The organism is Hyphomicrobium sp. NDB2Meth4 (assembly GCF_900117445.1).
Lineage (GTDB): Bacteria > Pseudomonadota > Alphaproteobacteria > Rhizobiales > Hyphomicrobiaceae > Hyphomicrobium_A.
Genome location: NZ_FPEJ01000005.1, coordinates 105,099 through 124,239, shown reverse-complemented (window position 1 = coordinate 124,239; position 19,141 = coordinate 105,099). Strand labels below are relative to the sequence as shown.

Genomic DNA, 19,141 nt, shown 5'->3' with positions numbered 1-19,141 from the left:
GCGTCTGTCGGCTGACAGCCGCGGCGCATCAATACCGGCGCATCAGGCCGACAAGGCGGCCCTGGATATCGACCTGATCGGGGCCGAAGATGCGGGTCTTGAATTCCGGATTGGCGGCTTCGAGGGCGATGGTGGTGCCCTTCTTACGCAGCCGCTTCAGGGTCGCCTCCTCGTGCTCCACGAGGGCGACGACGATGTCGCCGTTCTCGGCGGTGTCGCAGCGGCGGATGATGACGATGTCGCCGTCGTGAATGCCGGCCTCGATCATCGAGTCACCCTTTACCTCCAGGGCGAAGTGCTCACCGTTGGTGAGCAGGTCGGGCGGACAGGCGATGTCGTGGCTGTGGTTCTGAATGGCGCTGATCGGCGTGCCGGCGGCGATGCGGCCCATGACGGGCACGGACACCGTGCGGCTGTCGATAACGGTGGAGGGGGGCGGGGTGAGGTCGCGATTGGTGCGGCTGCCTTCGATGACGCTGGGCTGGAAGCCACCAGTGCGTTTGGGCGCTGCCGTGGGGGGGGCCTGATTTTCGGGGAGGCGGATGACCTCGATGGCTCGGGCGCGGTGGGGGAGGCGGCGGATGAAACCGCGTTCGACCAGCGCGGTGATGAGGCGGTGGATGCCAGATTTCGATTTGAGGTCGAGGGCGTCCTTCATTTCATCGAAGGATGGCGGCACGCCCTTCTCCTGCATGCGCGCATGGATGAAGAGCAAAAGCTCTTTCTGTTTTTCAGTGAGCATTGCGCCTCCCGGCGGCCGTTGATCCGCGCCTTGCGGGTTGCCGCAACAGTTGTTGCGACAGTTGTCTGGACAAAGCGTGAACGTACACTAACCGTTCTTTAAGCGTTCCGCAAGGGGTGCTGAATTTTCAGAACTAAAAGTCGATGGGGAGAACAGAAACCTCGTCGCCTGCGGTGGCGGGCGGGGCATGGGGCGCGCGCACGATGAGAGCGTTGGCGGCGACGAGGGCCGACATGTGGGCGCTGTCCTGAACCTTCAGTGCAGTGACGCGGGGCCGGCCGACCGGGCTGTCGGTGAGTGTTGCGCGCATGTAGTGCTGGCGGCTGCTGTTGCCCGGCACGTCATGGGTGAGCACGGCGGCGCGGAGCTGAGAGGGATTGTCGGTGCGGCCGAGCAGCTTGAAGAGCAGCGGCACCAGGAAGATGCGGGCCGCGATCAGGCACGACAGCGGGTTACCGGGCAGGCCGAGGATTCGCATGGGACCGCGGCGGCCAAAGAGCATCGGCTTTCCTGGCCGGATGGCGACGCGCCAGAAGTCGAGCGTCATGCCGTGGGCTTCGAGCGCCGGTTTCACCAGATCGCGGTCGCCGACGGAGGCGCCGCCAATGGTGATCAGGACGTCGGCATCACCGGCCTCGTCCAATTTCGCGCGTAGATCTTCGATGCTGTCGCGGGCGATGCCGAGCAGGCGCGGCTCGCCGCCGAAGTGTTTGACCATGGCCGCGAGGCCGTAAGGGTTGGAGGAGATGATCTGGCCGGGGGCCAGCCTGCCGCCGGGCTCGACGAGTTCGTCGCCGGTGGCGAGGATGGCGACGCGCGGGCGGCGGCGGACGAGCATAGCGTCGTGACCGCCGGCGGCAGCAAGAGTTACCGCGGAGGCATCGAGCAGACGGCCTTCCGGCAGCAACAGGTCGCCCTGGCTAAAGTCACCGCCGGCGAGGCGCATGTTCGCGCCGGGCATCGCCGCTTCAGTGATGGTGACTTCATCGCCGTTGCGTGTGGTGTTCTCCTGGATGACGACGGTGTCGGCGCCGTGCGGCAGGCTGGCGCCGGTGAAGATGCGCACGGCTTCTCCGGGGCCGACCTCGCCCGCGAATGGTCCACCGGCATTGGATTCCCCGATCACGCGCAGTGTCGCTGGCGCGGTCGCCACATCGGTGGCGCGGACGCCGTAGCCGTCCATGGCGGAGGCATTGAACGGGGGCTGGGTCAGCCGGGCAGTGATCGGCGATGCGAGAACGCGGTCTATCGCGGTCAGCAGATCGACGCTCTCGGATTCGACTGGGGCGATGCCATCGAGAATGCGCTGGTGCGCCTCGTCGATGGGAAGCAATGACATTATCAGGCGCCTTTTGTTGTGGCTGTATCGGCGCTCCAGTCGCCCGAGCGACCGCCGGACTTCTGCATCAGGCGGATGCCATCGAAGCTCATGGCGCGGTCTACCGCCTTCAGCATGTCGTACAGGGTGAGGCAGGCAACGGAGACGGCCGTCAGCGCTTCCATTTCGACGCCGGTCTGGCCGGTGGTCTTCACCTCGGCGGTGACGTGCACGCCAGCGGGCTCGTCGCGCGGCTCGAGCGTGACGGCGACGTTGGTGAGGTTGAGCGGATGGCAGAGCGGGATCAGCTCGTGGGTGCGCTTGGCCGCCATGATGCCGGCGATACGGGCGGTGCCGAGAACGTCGCCCTTCGGGGCATTGCCGGATTTCAGTAGTGCCAATGTCTCGGGCTGCATCGAGACGAAGCCCTCGGCGAGGGCAGTGCGCGCGGTGACGGACTTGTCCGACACGTCGACCATGCGCGCTTCGCCTTTGTCGTCGATGTGCGAGAGCTTCTTGCTCATTGCGCGGCCTCGGCGCGTGCGAGCAGGGTGCGGGTCGCGGCGGTGACGTCGGCCTGACGCATCAGGCTTTCGCCGACAAGGAACGTCTCGACGCCGACGCGCGAGAGGCGCGCAATGTCGGCCGGTGTGAAGATGCCGCTCTCACCGACGACGATGCGATCCTTCGGCACGCGCGGTGCGAGCTTCTCGGTCGTTTCCAGTGTCGTTTCGAACGTCTTCAGATTGCGATTGTTGATGCCGATGAGGCGGCAGTCGAGTGGGAGGGCGCGCTCCAACTCCTCCTCGTTGTGCACTTCGGCAATGGCGTCCATGCCCCAGTCTTTGGCGGCGGCAGCGAGATCGCGGGCGATGGCGTCATCGACCTGCGCGAGGATGATGAGGATGCAATCGGCGCCCCACGCGCGGGCCTCTGCAACCTGATACGTGTCGAGCATGAAGTCCTTGCGCAGGGCCGGCAGAGACGTCGCGGCGCGTGCTGCGGTCAGGTATTCGGGCGCGCCTTGAAACGATGGCGCGTCGGTGAGCACGGACAGGCATGCAGCGCCGCCTGCTTCATAGGCTTTGGCGAGCGCTGGCGGGTCGAAGTCGGCGCGGATCAGCCCTTTCGATGGGCTCGCCTTTTTGACCTCGGCGATGAGTGCGGGGAGCCCCGCCTTGTGCTTGGCTTCGATGGCGCCGGCGAAAGGGCGAACGCGGGGAGCGCTGCGTGCAAGCTCGGAGATCACGTGCAGCGGGGCCGAGGCCTTGGCGCGGGCGATCTCTTCCAGCTTGTAGCGGGTGATTTTGTCGAGGATATCGGCCATGGGAGCCACGTTACGCCTGCAGGTGTCGGCTTGCTACCTGCCGGTTGGGCCGGGGTCAAGGCATCGAACTTTAGCGAGCCGGGCAGCGTTCCCTTAAGCAAGCGCGCCGGGCACGGCTGAGCCATGTCAGGAGTGGAGCGTAAAGGTTGCCCGCCTAGGATGCGCTGACGGGGGACCGTAGTCTGTCGAGGAGGAGCCAATGACGACACGTCTCAGCATCGCCGTCATCGTCTGGATGATGACCGCCGCGGTTCTCACCGGCACCGGAATTATCGCGGTGCTCAGCATTCCCCAGCTCAACAACAACGCTACGTTCTGGTTGCCAGTGGTAATCGCCGCCGGCCTGATCATCTCTCCGCTGATCGCTTGGCAGATTGCGCCGATGTTGCGCTCCCGCTGGCAGCGCACGCACGAGCGCCCAATGACTTAGAGCGGATCGTCGGCATGGACCTCGACCACGCCGACTGCCCTGGTGTGTGTGAAGACCGTGCGGTCAGGCAGTTCGCGCTTGAGCCGCACGGCAAGTTTTCTGCCTTCCGCCTCGTGGGCATCGAACTGCTCGAGTGTCCACGGGCTCTCGGCAGGATTTTCTGGGTCGTAAGAAGCTTCGTTCGCTTCCGCCCAGGCGTCGATGTCACTGATCAGCTCTTGCGAGAGCGGAAGCTCTTCGGGTGCGAAACAGCCGTCGAGGTCGTCGTCCAAGGCCCAAAGCGGATAGCAGCCGACTTCAGCCATGAGTTTTATGCGGCTGGATGTGTGGAGCGGACGCCCGTTGGCGTCGCTTTCGTCATAGACGCTCTCCTCGCCTCCCCAAGTGCCGGTAGACGCTTGGCGCGGCGACCACCATAGGCTGCGGGCGACATAGACGGCGTAAGCGAGCAGGGCTGCCGAGACTGCTGCGATCTCGACGGGGCTGGCCTGTTCAATCGGCGTCAGGCGTTCGCGCCAGGCGGCCCAGAGGATGAATGCCGTGGCGGCCAAGTAGAGGACGAAGGCGTTGGTCGTCTGGCGCCGGCCGCTCGGGTCGGGCGGGTCCTCGCGATCGAAGTATCGGGGTGCCAAAAGGAAGATGTAGGCCGCTTGCCCAAGCGCCGATGCAACGAATGCCAACGCTGCGAGTTGCAGGCCGGCCAGCAACAGTACGCCACCGACCAGCACCAGCGCGGCAGATGAAATCAGCCAGGCAGACTGGTTGACTTCGATGCGGCTGGGTTTCTGGGCGCCGATGGCGGCGATTGCCCGATCGAGGAAGAGGGACATCAATGCGGCGCGCGTGGCGACAAAGCCGGCAAAAGCATAGAAGGCGCCCAAGAGGCGCAGGACAATATCGGTCAGCTCAACTGATCCAGGCACGGCAACGCCTCGCAGGCATGGTTAAAAAAGAGTGGGGCAACAATCGTACTGGGTGCGTATAGCACCCCGCGCTTGCCTAAAAGAAATCGGATATAGGTGGCGCGCTGCGGCGCTGGTGTGGCGGTGCGCCAATAATTCTGGAGGCCGCAAAACATGGGAGGCTCGAGAATGCGTAGACCGGCTTTGCCAGGTGGGCGTGCAATGCTTGCCGCCGCGATCGGAAGTCTCGGTCTTGCGCTTACGCCGGTTGCGGGCCTCGCTGAGAGCGGCAACGGCGAGACGGCGATGAAAGCCGCCATGACGGAGTATCGCAAGAAGCTCGCCGTGCACAACGCCGCCTGGGAAAAGTTCGAGAAGGTCGCGGCGCCCTATTGGCGTGAGGTGACGGAGAAACGCTCGCGGCGGCGCACCAAGTTCGCCAACAATATTCCGCTCACGGCGAGCGATTACGTGATGAGTCAGCCGCCCGTCTACACGGGACCTCCGAAGCCGGATAACCCGTTGGTGGGGAAGTCGCGCGGAGAAATTCCGGACGTGAGCGATTTTCTCGCGAACGCGAAGACCGAATTCAATTTCGTGCCTGAGGCTCCGATCAGCGAGGCCGCATTCAAGCGGGCCTATGCGAAGGTTGCGCTGACCAATGGGCTTACCAAAGAGGCCGCGGTCAAGATCTACGGCTTCGAGGCCGGCGGCGACGGCAAATACGACATCCAGGCAGGGCGCGAGTACGACCCCAAGGCGCGCGTGATCTCGACAGCGCTGGGCTACAATCAGCTTCTCACCACCAACACGATCAGCCTGCTGGCGGAGTATGGCGATGAGTTCCTCGCGATGTTGTCCGACAAGATCAAAGATGCCGATGGGCCGCGTAAAGCGAGCCTCGAAGACAAGCTGGCGAAGCTGAAGAAGATGATCGACTACGCGCATACGGTTCCCAACGACTGGAATGCGCATGGGCGTCTCGCTGGCACGCCGAAGGGCATCGGCATTCATGCGCTCAACCTCGACATCGACATCGGGCCGCTGTTGCAGACCCGCAAGCTGACGACCTCGGTGAACTTCGCCAAGCGCAAGGGTTACGACGTGCCGCTGACTGCAGCGGAGCTCGAGATGATGAACCTCACCGGCGACGGCAATGGCTTCGACATGGTGACGATGCCGGCGGCGCTACGGGCGAAGGTGCCGACGTCGAACTTTTTCCAGCGCGGCGGCTATGAGCGCAATCCGGTGGCGGCGCGCAACAATACCGTGGCGAAGCTGATAGCGGCGACGGATGCGAAGATGGTGCGCGAATCGCAGCTCGCGGGCGCAAAGGATCTCGCGGCGGCGTTCGACGAGGTGAAAGCGTCCGGGGAAAGCAAGAAAGCCAGCATCGAGCCGCGGTGCGTGCGCGGCTGCTGAAGACGTCCGGCTCCGCCTAGCGGATTGGTGTCTGGGTCGGGCGTGGTTCGGTAGGCGGCAGCGGATCGGGCGGCCTGGGCGGCTGCGTCGGATCCGGCCGGGGGCCCGGTCGAGGCGCGATTGTGATCGGCTTCGTGGGCTTGGGCGGTTCGGGAGCGGGCCCCGAACTCGGTGCTGCATATCTATGTGGCGTGAGGGTCATACAGAGCCAACGGCCAGCGCCGTTGGTTGTTCCCTTGCCGCCGCCCCCTTAATGGCTCTTGGTTACTCGCAGGGAACCGACAGCGTGAGCCCGGTGCTGGGGAAGTATTTCTTGCAGCCTACGTTGTGATCGGCCGTCACCTTCTCGATGTGCTTGGCATCTGCGGGTTTCACCGATGCCGTCGATGCGGTGGAGATCGTGGAATTCTCGTTCTGCGGGCCCGTGGGCGCAGGGCTGATTGCGGCCTTCACCTGATTGGAGATGGCGCTGCCGGTGGTGGTGATGGTCGAGTGTTCAGTCTCGGCCGTCGCTGTCTTCGCGGCTTCACTCGTCGCGGATGCCGCCTTCTCGTTTGCATCTTTCCGCGGTGCGCGCTCGCGCTCGGCGTGCTTCTTCGATGAGCGGCGCTCACGGCTCTCGGTGTATTCGCGCACGCGCTTCGATGGACGCGCTGATGCGCCGCTCGAGCCGCTGTTCAGTACCTCGGGCGTGTAGGAGCACGAAATGCATGCCTCGGCGGGCATCGCGTAGGCGATGGTTACGGCGATGGCTGATGTGACGGCAAACAGGGTGCGGTGCATCTCAATCCCTCCGGACGCGGCGCATGGCGCGCTCGATCTATACACCATGCAGAAAGTTCGGGGGAGGTGATATCGCGTGTTTTAGGCGTTTGGCGGGCGATTAGTTCCGCAAACGGATTAACGCGGCGCGGTAGCGCATCCGGGCCGGAACGGTGCGAGTGACCGCGCGTTGTCGGGGCAGGGAATGGAGATGATCAATGGAGCAAATAACAATGAAATCTTCGATCCTAGCCATTACCGCCGCTGCCTGCTTCGGCCTCACCGCTTCTGTCGCGATGGCGCAGGAGGCGGGGTTCGGCAACGACCCGAACGCCTCGAAGAACCAGGTTCCAGCGCCGAGCGTGAACAATCCTGCCGACCCGGCTGCGGGTAACCCCGGCTCGGCGGCGCAGATCCCGACCGCGCCACAGAAGCAGGAGGATCTCTACGACAACAATGCTTCGGCGCCGTCGAGCAATCCCAGCTCGGCTATGACGAAGCCGACGACGTCGAACCCGGTTCGCTAAGAGTAAAAGGCTCTTAGTGGAGTGCGCGTCCCCAGGCGGGGCGCGCACTTTCCGTGTGCGCGCCGGATAGGTGCCGGCTCAGGCGCGGGGCGGGCGGCGGCGCTCACGGAACCACTCGCGATACTCAGTCATCTTAGATTTTTGCGCGCCGGGCGCGCGACGTTTGCAAGTCGCCGCTTCCTCGCTACCGTCGGGTGCGCCCCAACGAAGCTCGACGCAATCGTTGATGTTGTAGGCCATCTCGAGATTCTGGGCGCGCTCAACGACATCCTTCAGGGCAAGGTTCCACTGTGAGCCGTCGGTGCGGGTGTAAGCGAACTTGCGGTTGGCCATTTCGCTGGCGAGCACATTGTCGAGTTCCGCTTTCACGTCCGCGGGGGTCTTGCCAGCCGGCATCGCATAGCGATCGGGGCGGCGTGCCACGCGTTCGGGGAAACCGCGGACAACGTCAATGGCGATGAGCAGGCGCAAGTCGCGCGATGGTGTTGCGAAGTCCTCCCACGCGCCGGTGGTCTCGAAGATCGACGGCCCGTCCGGCATCGAGACTTCCTTGCCGCCGCCGGTCTGGTACTTGCGGCCGTTCTCGACCGAAGTAACGCGCGTGACGACCTGCTCCTCGAGCGAGGTGATGGCTTCCTTCATGGCCTGCATCGGGTCGAGCGGCGCGGGGGACATCACGTCGTCCATGCGATCGTAAAAGTCCTCGACAGAGAGCTTGGACTGTTCGAGCGAGAAATCTGCGTAATCGGGGTTCTTGGCGATTTCCTCGTTGGAAAGGCGGCGCAGCCCGCCGCGCGTGGCAACGATTGGTCGGAAGCGCTTGAAGCCGGGACCGCCGAGGGCGGGGTCCTGCGCGAAAAGGAAGTTGCCACGCCAGAAGCGTTTGCGCGCGACGGTGCCGTCGGGCTGGCCGTCGACGGCGAGGAACACGCCGGCGCCGCTCGCTGATTGGGGAATGCGCTTCACCAGAACGAGGATGTGCCCGTACGGGTCGGCGAAGATGGTGCCGGGGCGCAGCATCTCCTGCTTCAGAGCGACGGGGTAATAATCGGTGTTGTCGTCGTCGTTGGCCGTTCGGCCGGAGCCGGAGTGCACGCCGTTGGCGACCGTGGTGCGAACGTAAAAGCCGAAGCCAGGCACGAGGCCGGGCGGGCGCTGCGGGATCTTGAGCGCGGGCTGCTGTGAGGGCGGTGGCTCGAACATGCCGAATAGGCCGCCGCCGGACGCCACTTTCTGAGGCGGGGGTTGCGGCGGAGGTTCTTCCTTCTGGATGTTCCACCACTGCGGGCAGCGTGGCGCCTGTCCGCCGCCGCCGCGATTGCACTTCGCGTAACCGAACGGCAGTCCCATCTTGAAGGCGTAGTAGGCGCGCAGGAAGTAGGGAAGGTCGGCGCAGTCAGGCTGGATGACGAGGCCCTTCTGATCTTCGCCCAGACCGAGATAGTTGAACAACACGTTGCGCTGCTTATCGCGCAGCACCTCATGCAGGGCCTTCCAGGACAGTGATTGATCCTGCGGCGCATCGAACAGCTTTTCGATCCAGGCCGAGTAGAGGTTTTCGGTGTCGCGGTTCCAGGTGTCGCGGATGGGCCAGACGCTGCCAGCGGTCGCGCGCGGTGCACCTTGCGGGCTGCGGCGTACGTCGATCGGCTTGGTGAAGGCGGCGCAGTCGGGCGATGCGGCGCGGGTCAGCTTCGCCTGCCATTTACCGACAGCGGGGGAGGGCACCTCGGCGTACCAGGAGTAGGGTGGTCCACCGAGGCGCTCGGCGGTCGTTGCTGCAACTTTTCCGTCTGGCGCGATGAGCGAGAGCGTGCCCTCAATGGGCTGTTCGGACGAGACGATGACGCGCAGGGGCGAGCCCTTGGACGGGCTCAGCGGTGCGGCGAGCATCGTGACGCCGCTGGCGGCTTCGCAGGCGTCGGCAGTGGCTTGAGCTTCTGCGGCGAGGGTTGAGAAAGCCAGCGACAGGACTGCGCCCACGATAGGCAGCAGGGTCGACTTGGCAGCGATCCAATGGCGTGGAAAAAACAATTGCGCCCCCGGCTGAGCCCGCAGGTTCAGAATGCCGGGGAAGCCTCTGGCCAAAAGATGGCAAAATTTGTCGCCCACGGAATAATTGCGTGGGCTGTTGGGCCCTAATGCCGGTTTTTCACCGGCCCGTTGCGATCAGAGCGCTTCGTTGGTGACGGCGACAAGCTTGTCGAGGGCACGGGCGGCGGATCCGTCGTCGATAGCCCGCGCGGCGCGTTCGGCGCCCTCGCGCAGGTCCTTGGCCTTGCCGCCGACGATGAGGGCGGCGCCGGCATTCAGCAGGACGATATCGCGGAACGGGCCTTCCTCGCCGGTCAGCAGCTGGCGGATGGCTGCCGCGTTGACAGTGGAATCGCCGCCTTTGAGATCCTCCAGGGTCGCGGGAGGCAGTCCGGCGTCGGAGGGGCGCACCTCAAAGGTGCGGATGGTGCCATCCTTCAGCTCGGTGACGCGCGTCGGGCCGGTGGTGGTGATCTCGTCGAGGCCATCTGAGCCATGCACGACCCAAGCATGCACGGAGCCGAGATTCTTCAAGGCTTCAGCGATCGGTTCGGTCCAGGCAGCGTTGAAGACGCCGACGACCTGGCGCGTAACGCCGGCCGGATTAGCGAGCGGGCCCAGGAGGTTGAAGATGGTGCGGATGCCCAACTCGGCGCGCGCGGGAGCCCAGTGCTTCATCGCTGTGTGATGCATCGGCGCCCACATGAATCCGACACCGGCTTCGGCGATGGCGCGCGATATGACCATGGGCGGAACGTCGATCTTCACGCCGAGGGCGGTCAGCACGTCCGAGGCCCCAGAGAGAGACGAGACGGAACGGTTGCCATGCTTGGCGACGGGAACGCCCGCGCCGGCTGCCACGAGAGCCGCGGCGGTGGAGACATTGAAGGTGTTGTGGCCGTCGCCGCCGGTGCCGACGATGTCGACGGCGTTGGGCGGGGCTTCGACCGGCAGCATGCGCTCGCGCATCAGGCGCGTTGCGCCGGTGATCTCGGGAATCGTCTCGCCGCGCACGCGCAGCGCCATGAGGAAAGCCGCCATCTGCACTGGAGTGGCGATGCCCGACATCATGGTCTCGAAGGCGTCGCGGGTCTCGTCCTCGGTAAGGCTGGCGCCAGTCGCCACCTTTTGCATGAGGAGCTTCAGCTCGGTGGCGGGCATGATGTCCTTTGGGCGTCTTTAGGCGGCGTCACGGGCGGCTGGCGCGTTGCGGCGCTTCGGGTTCATCGCGGCGAGCTGCAGGAAGTTGGCGAGCAGAGCGTGACCCTGCTGCGAGGCGATGCTCTCGGGATGGAACTGCACGCCATGCACGGGGTGCGTCTTGTGCTGCAAACCCATGATCAGGCCATCGGAGGTTTCGGCCGTGACCTCCAGGTCGTCGGGCAGGCTGCCGCGCTCGACGATGAGCGAGTGATAGCGCGTGACGTCGAACTTCTCGGGCAGGCCTTTGAAGACGCCTTTGTCGGAATGACGGATGGCGGACAGCTTGCCGTGTAGGGGTTCGGGCGCACGGATGACCTTGCCGCCGTAGACCTGGCCGATCGCCTGATGGCCGAGGCAGACTCCGAGCAGCGGAACCTTGCCGCCGGCCTTGGCGATGAGATCGAGGCAGATGCCGGCTTCGTTCGGCGTACACGGGCCGGGCGAGAGCACAATCGCCTTCGGCTTCATCTTCAAAACTTCCTCGGCGGTCGCCTTGTCGTTGCGAATGACCTCGCACGGGGCGCCGAGCTCGCCCAGGAAGTGGACGAGATTGTAGGTGAAGCTGTCGTAGTTATCGATCAGGATCAGCATGATCTCAGGGTGTAGGGAGGCTGCGGGGCAGCGTCAAGTGAGCTGCGCGGGGGTGAGGAAACGGGTGAGCGTGCCGGTTCCGGGCGCGATGTCGGCCCAGTCCTTCGCATCAAAGGTGAAAACGGCCAGCGCGCAGGTGGGGAACTTCTCGTCCATGAGTTCCAGCGAGTGTTCATCGCCACCGCCCACAAGCATTTCGGCCAACTCTTCCATGCCGGGATTGTGGCCGACGATCATAGCCGTCTGCGGAGCCGGGTCCCGCGGGGCGAGGGCGCGCAGGGCGGCCAAGAGATCCGAAGGCGCTGCCATATAGATAGCATCATCGTAAATGATCTCCGGCGGTGGGGTGCCAAGCTCCGGCAGCACCAGCGAGAGCGTCTCGCGGGTGCGAGCCGCCGACGAACAGAGGATGATGTCGGGACGCAGGCCGAGGGCGGCAATCTCGGCGCCCATGCGTGGAGCCGACTTCCGACCACGCTTGGCAAGCGGGCGGTCGTAATCGGCCAGCGCTGGGTTGTCCCAGTTTGACTTTGCATGCCGCAGGAGGAGCAGCGTCAGCATGCCTCGACGATGGCATGGACGCGGCTGGCGTCAAGCGGTCACATGGGGGAAGGCGGCCCGGTATCCACTGGGTCTGTCGGTCGCGACGATTGTGCGCTGCGGCGAGGCGGCGTTGCCCGACCAGGAAGGGGGCGTTTGAAGCGGGAGGCTCCGTCAGACAACGGTTGGGCCCGATTACATCACGCAATGTTCTGTTTGCGGAGAATTCGCTAGGAACCGTGCGTCGATCGGCGCGTTGCTCCACTGCACAGTTTCAAAAGGCAGTGAGTGGACCAGAACCATGCACGAGATCATTTATCTTATCGGCCTCGTCGTCGTCGTGATGTTTGTGCTCGGCCTTGTTGGCGTGCGCTGAACAAAAGCGGGAGTTCCAACAATGGCTGATGTGATCACGACGCCGGCACGCGGCGGTGCAAGCTACGTCGAGTGGAGTGCAATTTTCGCCGGCGGGCTCGCAGCAAGTGCAATTTCGTTCGTATTGTTGACAGCGGGAGCGGCGATCGGATTGTCGCTCGTTTCTCCATATGGCGCGGAATCCTATCCAAAGACGGCGGCGACGATTGCAGTGTTCTGGTCCATTGCGGTGCCGATCTTGGCGTTTCTCGTGGGCGGCTACATCGCGGGCCGTATGCGCCACGCCTGGGCTGATGCGTCCAGCGAGGAAGTGCAGTTCCGCGATGGGATGCATGGCATGCTGGTGTGGGCGCTCGGCATCGTGATCGCCGCGATTCTCGCTACCATGGCCGCGGGCGGAGCAGTGCGCACGGGGTCCAACGTTGCAAGCAGTGCAATGACAAACGAGAACGTCGCGATCGCACCCGTGATCGACACGATGTTCGGGGCTGCTAGCACGCCGCCTGCCAATGCCACGCCGCCGGGGACGCCTCCTGCCGCCGCGGCCGAAGCAGGTGTTCGCGCTACCGTGCTTGATGCCGATACGCGGGCGATGGTGGCGCGTACACTTGTTGCTGCCGCTGGTGAAGGCAAACTGTCTGCCGCGCAGAAGCGCACTCTTGCGGAAATTGTTTCGGCACGCACAGGGCTGAGCCAGGCGGAAGCCGAACGCAGGGTTAACCAGGCATTCACCGAAGGCATGCAGGCAATCGAGACCACGCGAGAGGCGGCGGTTCTTGTTGCGTTGGTAACGGTGACTGCGCTGCTCGTTGGTCTGCTTGCTGCCTGGTATGCGGCCAAGAACGGCGGGCGCCATCGCGACGCTAACATTCCAGCGCGGCTGGTGCTCTCGTTCACACCCACGCGTCGTTCGCCGCTTTAGTACTTGGCGCTGGCCTCTGCGAACGGACGCCTATTTAGAGCGGGTGGCGAAGCGCACAGCTTCCTCGGCGGCGCGGAACAAGGCCTGAGCCTTGTTGATGCACTCCTGCTGCTCTTTCTCGGGCACCGAATCATGCACGAGGCCGGCGCCGGCCTGCACGTGCATCATGCCGTCCTTGATGAGCGCGGTGCGCAGGACGATGCAGGTGTCCATCTGGCCCGAGGCCGAGAAATACCCAACGCACCCGGCGTAGGGGCCGCGCTTCGACTTTTCCAATTCGTCGATGATCTCCATGGCGCGCACCTTGGGCGCACCTGAGACTGTGCCGGCGGGGAAGCCGGCCATCAGCGCGTCGACCGAGTCGTGGTGCTTGGTGTCGAGGCGGCCGACGACGTTGGAGACGATGTGCATGACGTGGCTGTAGCGCTCTATGAAGAAGCGCGCGGTGACGTCCACCGAACCAATCTCGGCAACGCGGCCGACGTCGTTGCGGCCGAGGTCGAGCAGCATCAGATGCTCGGCGCGCTCTTTGGGATCTTTGAGCAATGCGTCGGCGAGGGCCTGGTCCTCGGCGTCAGTCTTGCCGCGTGGGGCGGTGCCGGCGATGGGGCGGATGGTGACCTCGCCTTCGCGCACGCGCACGAGGATCTCAGGGCTGGAGCCGACGAGAGCGAAGTCGCCGAAATTCAGATGGAAGAGGAAGGGCGAGGGGTTCGTGCGCCGGAGGGCGCGATAGAGGGAGAACGAGGGCAGCGAGAACGGCGCGGAGAAGCGCTGCGAGAGCACCACCTGGAAGATGTCGCCGGCGACGATGTATTCCTTGGCGCGGTTGACCATCGCCTTGTACTCGGCCGGCGTGGTGTTCGACGTCGGCTTGGGGGCGGCGAGCTTGCGCGGCGTGGCCGACGGGGCGTGCGGAAGCGGCTCATCGAGGGCGGCGACGACACTCTTAAGGCGCTTGCACGCGGCCTTGTACGCCTTCTCAGCCGGGACCTTAGCGTCATGCCGGACCGGCGTGACGATGGTGATCTCGTCCTTGACGATGTCGAAGATGGCCATAACCGTCGGGCGCATGAGGACGCCGTCGGGGATAGTGAGGCTGTCGGGCGGCGGGCTCGGCAGGCGCTCCATCAGGCGGACGGTGTCGTAGCCCATGTAGCCGAAAATGCCGGCGGCCATCGGCGGCAGCTCGGATGGCAGATCGATCTTCGATTCGGTCAGCAGGGCGCGCAGTGAGGTGAGGGTCGGCTGGGGCTCGAGCCTGAAGGCGTCGGGCTTGGCGACCGGCGTTCGATTGATGAAGGCTTTCTCGCCTTCGGCGCGCCAGAGGATGTCAGGCTCGAGGCCGATGACGGAATAGCGCCCGCGGGTGGCGCCGCCCTCGACCGACTCGAGCAGGAAGCTCATCGGCTTCGACGCGGCGAGCTTCAGATAAGCAGAGACAGGGGTTTCGAGGTCGGCGACGAGGCGCGTCCACACGACTTGTGGAGCGCCATCGTCATAACGCGCGGCGAAGTCGGCCAGCGTCGGCATGGCTTCCATTTGACCCGGCCTTGTCCTGTTCGTGCGCTCTAGCGTGCTCAAGGGATTTTCCGTCCGGGGCGACGGCTATTGGGGAATCTCCCCCGCTCCGGCCCCGGTCACCTTTCTGAACTCGTCCTGGAAGATGTGCGCGCCCAGGTTCTTCTGCAGCGCGAGCACGTACTCGCTCAGCACTTCGTCGGCGATCTGGTTCTTGAGGTCGGCGGTGATCGTCGTGCGCTGGGCATCGGAAAGTGCAGGCGCGGGCGTGATCTCGGTGACCTTGAAGACGATGCGCGTCTTGTCGTTCGCGTCGGGCGCGGATCCGGCCTTGCCCTTGGCGAGCGTGAATGCGCGTGCCACGGCGTCCTTGCTCATGCCCTGCGGCGTGGTCGAGCGATTGAACGCGGGTGTGGTGTCGGCTTTCTCAGCGCCGGCTTCCTTGGCAAGGGCCGACATTGCTTCACCCTTGTCCGCGCGCTCGACGAGCTTGGCAGCAAGCTCGCTGACCAGAGTTGCGCGCTCCTTGGTGACGTAGAACTTCTTTACGTCTTCCTTCACCGCGTCGAACGGCTTCTGCTTGGAGGCGATGACGTCGAGAACGTCGACCCAGGCATAGCTGCCGCCCGGAAGCTCGACGACGTCGTTCTCCACGCCGACGCCACTGGCGAAGGCGGTCTGCAGCACGGCATTGGGATCATTGATGAAGATCGCCGGCTGTCCGTCGGGCGCCTTGTTGCTGCGGTCGACTTCGGCGATGTCGAAGAATTTCAACTTCGTGGCGTCGGCGATCTCCTTCAGCGACTTGCCGGCGGAGCGCTGATCCTCGACCTGGTCGAGCACGGTCTGCAACTGCCCTTCGGCCTGCTTGGAGGCCAGCTTGTCCTTCACTTCGCCCTTCACCTCATCAAAGGTGCGATTGACTGCGGGCTGGATATCGGTGACGCGCAGCAGCACGGTCGTGAAGCGGCCTTCGACGGGGTCGGAGACCTTGTCCTTCTGGAGAGAGAAGGCTGCATCTGCGATCTTCGGATCGATCAGGCGGTTCTTGGTGATGAGGCCCAGATCGATGTCGGAATCCTTGGCGCCTGCTTCCTTGGCGACGTCGGCAAAGGACTTGCCCCCGTCAAGCGCCTTCTTGGCGGCCTCGGCGGCGGCTTTGTCCTTGAAGGCGATCTGCTGGAGGCGACGGCGCTCTGGCGTGTTGTAGGATTCTTTCGTCTCCTCGTAGACCTTCTTGGCCTCATCGTCCGAGATCACGATCGACTTCTTGATTTCGTCGACAGAGAGCAGCAGCAGCTGGAGCTTGCGGTACTCGGGCGCCATGAAGCTCGATTTATTGGCTTCGTAGGCCGCTTTGAGCTTGGCCTCGTCGGGTTCGGGCACGGTGACGGCCTTGTCGGCGTCTATAGTGAAGTGCTCGGCGATTCGGGTTTCGTTGCGCCAGGCGTTCATCAGCTCGAGCGAAGCGGGCGGGACGGCCGCGCCGTTGATGAGGGCGGAGGTGAGCTGCTCGCGCAACTCGTCGCGCCGGCGCAGCTGCAGGAAGCCACGCTCGGTGAGGCCCAGCCGTTCAATGACGTTCTCGAAGGCGAAGCGATTGAATTTGCCGTCTGGCCCCTTGAAGGCGTCGTCCGTCTGCAATCCCTCGATGAGCGCGGCATCGGAGAGAGCGAGATCGAGATTATTGGCATGCTGCTCGACAGCCGACCACGCGATGAGGCGGGCCAGCACGCGGTTGTCGAGGCCAAAGGCGTGCGCCTGCTCGGCGGTGATTCGGCGGCCGGCCTGCTGCGAGAGCAGGTTGATCTCGTTCTGGAAGGCGCGCTGGTAGTCCTGCACCTTGATCTCATGGTCGCCGACTTTGGCGAGCGATCCCTGACCCCATCCGCGAAACACGTCGGCGACGCCCCAGATGGCGAAGCTCAGCACGAGAAGCGCAAAGAGCAGCTTGGCTACCAGTCCAGTGGAGCCGCGGCGGAGAGCGTCGAGCATAGGAAAGTTGTTCCGTTCCCTAGTGGTCCGCGGGCCTCAGGCGTCAGCCCGGGTTCCCAGCGGCCATGTGAGTGACTGGCGATTTGTGCGCCTAGCCTTGAAGTCGGCATGATATGAAGCGCAGCCGTTGCAGCTTTGCAAGTTTGCCGTGCACCAAAGAGCCAAAGGCATGGCCAATCATTAACATGGACGCGATTTCAGGAAGGGGGAGCGATGGCAGGGGCGCGAATAAAACCGCTCGTCGCCGGCAACTGGAAGATGAACGGCCTCGCGGCACAACTCGCTGAGGCAGAGGCCGTGCGTGCGGGGATGGGCTCGGGCTCACCGGCTGCAGATGTCATGATCTGTCCGCCGGCGACGCTCTTGGGACGGCTTTCGTCCGCACTCGAAGGCTCGGGCATCCTGGCCGGCGGTCAGGACTGCCACAGCGAGAAATCGGGAGCTTTTACAGGGGATATCGCCGCTGAAATGCTCGTCGACTGCGGCGCTGCCGCCGTCATCGTCGGGCATTCGGAGCGGCGCGCCGGGCATGGGGAGCTCGACCGAGATGTGCGCGCCAAGGCTTCGGCAGCGCACCGGGCAGGGCTGACCGCCATCGTCTGCGTGGGCGAGACGGCCGGCGAGCGGGCGGCGGGGCTTACGGAAACTGTCGTGTGCCGGCAACTCGAAGGCTCCCTGCCAGACGGGGCAACAGCGGCGAATACTGTCGTTGCCTACGAGCCGGTATGGGCGATCGGGACCGGGCTGACACCAACGGCCGAGGATGTCGCGCGGGTCCATCGGAGCATCCGCGGTGCGCTCGAGGGGCGATTCGGGGCGGAGGGCGCGCAGATGCGCATTCTCTATGGTGGCTCGGTGAAGCCGTCGAATGCGCGTGAGCTGCTGTCGATCGACAACGTCAACGGCGCTCTCGTCGGCGGGGCCAGCCTCAAGGCGGCTGACTTTTTGGGCATCATTTCCGCCTACGAAGCCTGATTTCTCGCAATGGTAGGGGAATCAGGGCAACTGATGTTAAAGTCGTGAGGTTTTGAAGGCCGCAAAAGGCAGCGATGAGCGAGAGATTTTTCTCGATAAGCCGCCCCGGGTTTCTTCTGCCGGTCGTTCTGCTGGCGGCTGTCGCCGCGGCAGTCCCCGCGGCCGCGTCGAAGCTCGACAAGGACACCTGCGGCGGGCTTGCCCAGGAGTTCACCGCTCTGACGGCGGACGGCCTCAAGGCCGAAATGGAACGTGGGCCTGCCTGGGCCCTCGCAAACATGTCACCAGACCGATTGCGCAGCGCCCGGCGTTTGCTGGAACTCGAAGATCAGCTCGAATTCCGCTGCGGCGGACGCGGGCTGCCTCCCAAGAAGAAGCCTCAGGCTCCGGCAACCAACCCCGCGGCACCAACGATCGACGCGCGGTCCACGCCGCCTGCGCCGAAACCGGGTGCGGCCGCGCCTGCGCCCAAGGCCCAGGTGACATCTCCAGCCGCTTCGCCTCCCTCCACCGCACCGGTGCGGCCGGCGCCGGCACCGGTTGCTCCGGCGACCAGGAACGCCAAGGAGACGCCGGTCCCCGGCAAGGGTGCAGGGGCCTCTGCCGGCGTTGTTCCCAAGGCGCCACCAAGCGGGGCAACGACAAGTGCCGTCCCGCGGCCGTCGGGCGTGCCGCAGACGGGGGCGCTCAGCGCAGTTCCGCAAAAACCTGCCCCGCCGGCAGCCAACTCTAAACCGGCGCCCGTCGCAGCGGTGCCTGCGGTCACGCATCCAGCACCGCAGAAAGCGACGTCCAGCGCTGTCGCCGCTGCCAATCCGCAGCAACCGGTGGCCGCGCGGGCGGCGCCTGCTGCGGTGGGCGGGCCTCCGGTAACCAAGCTTGGCCCGCTGCCGAGCGCTGCTACCGCCGCTAAGGCTGCACCGGCCTCTACGTCTGTCGGCGCGGCGGCTACAAAGAAGAACCCCCGCCGGACGCCTAGTAGCGCTTACGTTTCACCCAGCGAAGTCAGCCCTTTTTCGCTGCCGGGCTTGAGATAAGCCGAGAATCCAGTCTTTTCCGGACTGCCTACTAGCCCATCCGCGCCAACTGCTATAGAAGGCGTCGAACCGCGTCTGCGGCCACCGAATTGCAAGAGATCGACAATGGCTACCGCACTGCTCGTTCTGCACCTGATGATCGCATCCGCACTCGTGTGCGTGGTGCTGCTGCAGCGCTCTGAGGGCGGCGCGCTGGGTATTGGTGGCGGCGGCGGTGGCGGATTTCTCACCGGCCGTGGTACGGCCAATCTGCTGACCCGTACGACTGCTGCGCTCGCTGCTGCCTTCTTCACGACGAGCATTCTGCTGACGCTGGTGGCTCAGCATTCGGCACCGGCGCGCTCCATCTTCGACAAGGTCCCCGCTAGCACGGCGCCTGCCGGCGAGACGGCTCCGGGCACGCCTGCTCCGGCAACCACGCCGGGGGCTCCCGAAACGGGCCGTGGCGGCATTCTCGATAAGCTGCAGTCACCGTCGGTGCCGCAGAACCGCTAAGGCCCAAGCCGCTTCTGTTGGAT

The 19,141-nt window shown here is 64.7% G+C and carries 19 protein-coding genes; 7 read left to right on the top strand and 12 right to left on the bottom strand.

Going from position 1 to position 19,141, the window contains the following annotated elements:
• Positions 1 to 28 precede the first annotated feature (28 nt).
• The 4 genes from lexA to trpC form a co-directional block, all read right to left on the bottom strand.
• A complete protein-coding gene (gene lexA / locus NDB2M4_RS09470) occupies positions 29 to 742 on the bottom strand; it encodes a transcriptional repressor LexA (protein ID WP_072373813.1) in 714 nt (237 codons plus the stop codon).
• Positions 743 to 875: 133 nt separating this feature from the next.
• Positions 876 to 2,081 (bottom strand): molybdopterin molybdotransferase MoeA, encoded by a 1,206-nt coding sequence (glp, locus tag NDB2M4_RS09465; RefSeq protein ID WP_072373810.1) that lies wholly within the window; start codon positions 2,079 to 2,081, stop codon positions 876 to 878.
• Positions 2,082 to 2,083: 2 nt separating this feature from the next.
• On the bottom strand, positions 2,084 to 2,584 hold the full coding sequence (gene moaC, locus NDB2M4_RS09460; RefSeq protein WP_072373807.1) for a cyclic pyranopterin monophosphate synthase MoaC: 501 nt from the start codon (positions 2,582 to 2,584) through the stop codon (positions 2,084 to 2,086).
• Positions 2,581 to 3,387 carry an indole-3-glycerol phosphate synthase TrpC gene (gene trpC / locus NDB2M4_RS09455; RefSeq protein ID WP_072373804.1) on the bottom strand — a complete coding sequence of 269 codons (807 nt, stop codon included), beginning with the start codon at positions 3,385 to 3,387 and terminating at the stop codon, positions 2,581 to 2,583. The genes moaC and trpC overlap by 4 nt, the downstream gene beginning before the upstream one ends.
• A 199-nt stretch (positions 3,388 to 3,586) precedes the next feature.
• Between trpC and NDB2M4_RS09450 the strand changes: the two genes are divergently transcribed.
• The gene (locus NDB2M4_RS09450; RefSeq protein ID WP_072373801.1) at positions 3,587 to 3,817 is read left to right on the top strand and encodes a hypothetical protein; all 231 of its coding nucleotides are present in this window, start codon (positions 3,587 to 3,589) and stop codon (positions 3,815 to 3,817) included.
• Here the strand turns inward: NDB2M4_RS09450 and NDB2M4_RS09445 are convergent.
• On the bottom strand, positions 3,814 to 4,740 hold the full coding sequence (locus tag NDB2M4_RS09445; protein WP_072373798.1) for a hypothetical protein: 927 nt from the start codon (positions 4,738 to 4,740) through the stop codon (positions 3,814 to 3,816). The genes NDB2M4_RS09450 and NDB2M4_RS09445 overlap by 4 nt on opposite strands.
• A gap of 168 nt (positions 4,741 to 4,908) precedes the next feature.
• Here NDB2M4_RS09445 and NDB2M4_RS09440 point away from each other — a divergent pair, with 168 nt between their 5' ends.
• A complete protein-coding gene (locus NDB2M4_RS09440; protein WP_210186528.1) occupies positions 4,909 to 6,141 on the top strand; it encodes a hypothetical protein in 1,233 nt (410 codons plus the stop codon).
• Positions 6,142 to 6,405: 264 nt separating this feature from the next.
• On the opposite strand, the gene NDB2M4_RS09435 is transcribed toward NDB2M4_RS09440, so the two are convergent.
• Entirely contained in the window at positions 6,406 to 6,924 is a 519-nt protein-coding gene (locus NDB2M4_RS09435; protein ID WP_072373792.1) for a hypothetical protein, read from the bottom strand.
• A 212-nt stretch (positions 6,925 to 7,136) separates the two neighbouring features.
• On the opposite strand from NDB2M4_RS09435, the gene NDB2M4_RS09430 reads away from it, so the two are divergent.
• Entirely contained in the window at positions 7,137 to 7,430 is a 294-nt protein-coding gene (locus NDB2M4_RS09430; protein WP_072373789.1) for a hypothetical protein, read from the top strand.
• 78 nt (positions 7,431 to 7,508) lie between these two features.
• Here NDB2M4_RS09430 and NDB2M4_RS09425 read toward each other — a convergent pair whose 3' ends face one another.
• From NDB2M4_RS09425 to NDB2M4_RS09410, 4 genes are all read right to left on the bottom strand, one after another.
• A complete protein-coding gene (locus NDB2M4_RS09425) occupies positions 7,509 to 9,464 on the bottom strand; it encodes a hypothetical protein (RefSeq protein WP_072373785.1) in 1,956 nt (651 codons plus the stop codon).
• A 135-nt stretch (positions 9,465 to 9,599) separates the two neighbouring features.
• Positions 9,600 to 10,625 (bottom strand): anthranilate phosphoribosyltransferase, encoded by a 1,026-nt coding sequence (trpD, locus tag NDB2M4_RS09420; protein ID WP_072373782.1) that lies wholly within the window; start codon positions 10,623 to 10,625, stop codon positions 9,600 to 9,602.
• Positions 10,626 to 10,643: 18 nt separating this feature from the next.
• Positions 10,644 to 11,258 carry an anthranilate synthase component II gene (locus tag NDB2M4_RS09415; RefSeq protein WP_072373779.1) on the bottom strand — a complete coding sequence of 205 codons (615 nt, stop codon included), beginning with the start codon at positions 11,256 to 11,258 and terminating at the stop codon, positions 10,644 to 10,646.
• Positions 11,259 to 11,291: 33 nt separating this feature from the next.
• On the bottom strand, positions 11,292 to 11,819 hold the full coding sequence (locus tag NDB2M4_RS09410) for a SixA phosphatase family protein (RefSeq protein WP_072373776.1): 528 nt from the start codon (positions 11,817 to 11,819) through the stop codon (positions 11,292 to 11,294).
• A 376-nt stretch (positions 11,820 to 12,195) separates the two neighbouring features.
• On the opposite strand from NDB2M4_RS09410, the gene NDB2M4_RS09405 reads away from it, so the two are divergent.
• The gene (locus NDB2M4_RS09405) at positions 12,196 to 13,095 is read left to right on the top strand and encodes a hypothetical protein (RefSeq protein ID WP_072373773.1); all 900 of its coding nucleotides are present in this window, start codon (positions 12,196 to 12,198) and stop codon (positions 13,093 to 13,095) included.
• Positions 13,096 to 13,125: 30 nt separating this feature from the next.
• Here NDB2M4_RS09405 and trpE read toward each other — a convergent pair whose 3' ends face one another.
• Entirely contained in the window at positions 13,126 to 14,637 is a 1,512-nt protein-coding gene (gene trpE, locus NDB2M4_RS09400) for an anthranilate synthase component I (RefSeq protein ID WP_072373770.1), read from the bottom strand.
• A gap of 66 nt (positions 14,638 to 14,703) precedes the next feature.
• The gene (locus NDB2M4_RS09395; RefSeq protein WP_072373767.1) at positions 14,704 to 16,611 is read right to left on the bottom strand and encodes a peptidyl-prolyl cis-trans isomerase; all 1,908 of its coding nucleotides are present in this window, start codon (positions 16,609 to 16,611) and stop codon (positions 14,704 to 14,706) included.
• Positions 16,612 to 16,824: 213 nt separating this feature from the next.
• On the opposite strand from NDB2M4_RS09395, the gene tpiA reads away from it, so the two are divergent.
• The 3 genes from tpiA (at position 16,825) to secG (ending at position 19,118) form a co-directional block, all read left to right on the top strand.
• On the top strand, positions 16,825 to 17,586 hold the full coding sequence (gene tpiA / locus NDB2M4_RS09390; protein WP_072373765.1) for a triose-phosphate isomerase: 762 nt from the start codon (positions 16,825 to 16,827) through the stop codon (positions 17,584 to 17,586).
• 74 nt (positions 17,587 to 17,660) lie between these two features.
• The gene (locus NDB2M4_RS09385) at positions 17,661 to 18,623 is read left to right on the top strand and encodes a hypothetical protein (RefSeq protein WP_072373762.1); all 963 of its coding nucleotides are present in this window, start codon (positions 17,661 to 17,663) and stop codon (positions 18,621 to 18,623) included.
• A gap of 105 nt (positions 18,624 to 18,728) precedes the next feature.
• Positions 18,729 to 19,118, top strand: a complete 390-nt coding sequence (gene secG, locus NDB2M4_RS09380; protein WP_072373759.1) for a preprotein translocase subunit SecG — start codon at positions 18,729 to 18,731, stop codon at positions 19,116 to 19,118.
• Positions 19,119 to 19,141: the final 23 nt, after the last annotated feature.

Coding starts and splice junctions, on each gene's coding strand:
- lexA (WP_072373813.1), bottom strand. CDS start 742: ATGCTCACTGAAAAACAGAAAGAGCTTTTGCTCTTCATCCATGCGCGC.
- glp (WP_072373810.1), bottom strand. CDS start 2,081: ATGTCATTGCTTCCCATCGACGAGGCGCACCAGCGCATTCTCGATGGC.
- moaC (WP_072373807.1), bottom strand. CDS start 2,584: ATGAGCAAGAAGCTCTCGCACATCGACGACAAAGGCGAAGCGCGCATG.
- trpC (WP_072373804.1), bottom strand. CDS start 3,387: ATGGCCGATATCCTCGACAAAATCACCCGCTACAAGCTGGAAGAGATC.
- NDB2M4_RS09450 (WP_072373801.1), top strand. CDS start 3,587: ATGACGACACGTCTCAGCATCGCCGTCATCGTCTGGATGATGACCGCC.
- NDB2M4_RS09440 (WP_210186528.1), top strand. CDS start 4,909: ATGCGTAGACCGGCTTTGCCAGGTGGGCGTGCAATGCTTGCCGCCGCG.
- NDB2M4_RS09435 (WP_072373792.1), bottom strand. CDS start 6,924: ATGCACCGCACCCTGTTTGCCGTCACATCAGCCATCGCCGTAACCATC.
- NDB2M4_RS09430 (WP_072373789.1), top strand. CDS start 7,137: ATGAAATCTTCGATCCTAGCCATTACCGCCGCTGCCTGCTTCGGCCTC.
- trpD (WP_072373782.1), bottom strand. CDS start 10,625: ATGCCCGCCACCGAGCTGAAGCTCCTCATGCAAAAGGTGGCGACTGGC.
- NDB2M4_RS09415 (WP_072373779.1), bottom strand. CDS start 11,258: ATGCTGATCCTGATCGATAACTACGACAGCTTCACCTACAATCTCGTC.
- NDB2M4_RS09410 (WP_072373776.1), bottom strand. CDS start 11,819: ATGCTGACGCTGCTCCTCCTGCGGCATGCAAAGTCAAACTGGGACAAC.
- NDB2M4_RS09405 (WP_072373773.1), top strand. CDS start 12,196: ATGGCTGATGTGATCACGACGCCGGCACGCGGCGGTGCAAGCTACGTC.
- trpE (WP_072373770.1), bottom strand. CDS start 14,637: ATGGAAGCCATGCCGACGCTGGCCGACTTCGCCGCGCGTTATGACGAT.
- NDB2M4_RS09395 (WP_072373767.1), bottom strand. CDS start 16,611: ATGCTCGACGCTCTCCGCCGCGGCTCCACTGGACTGGTAGCCAAGCTG.
- tpiA (WP_072373765.1), top strand. CDS start 16,825: ATGGCAGGGGCGCGAATAAAACCGCTCGTCGCCGGCAACTGGAAGATG.
- NDB2M4_RS09385 (WP_072373762.1), top strand. CDS start 17,661: ATGAGCGAGAGATTTTTCTCGATAAGCCGCCCCGGGTTTCTTCTGCCG.
- secG (WP_072373759.1), top strand. CDS start 18,729: ATGGCTACCGCACTGCTCGTTCTGCACCTGATGATCGCATCCGCACTC.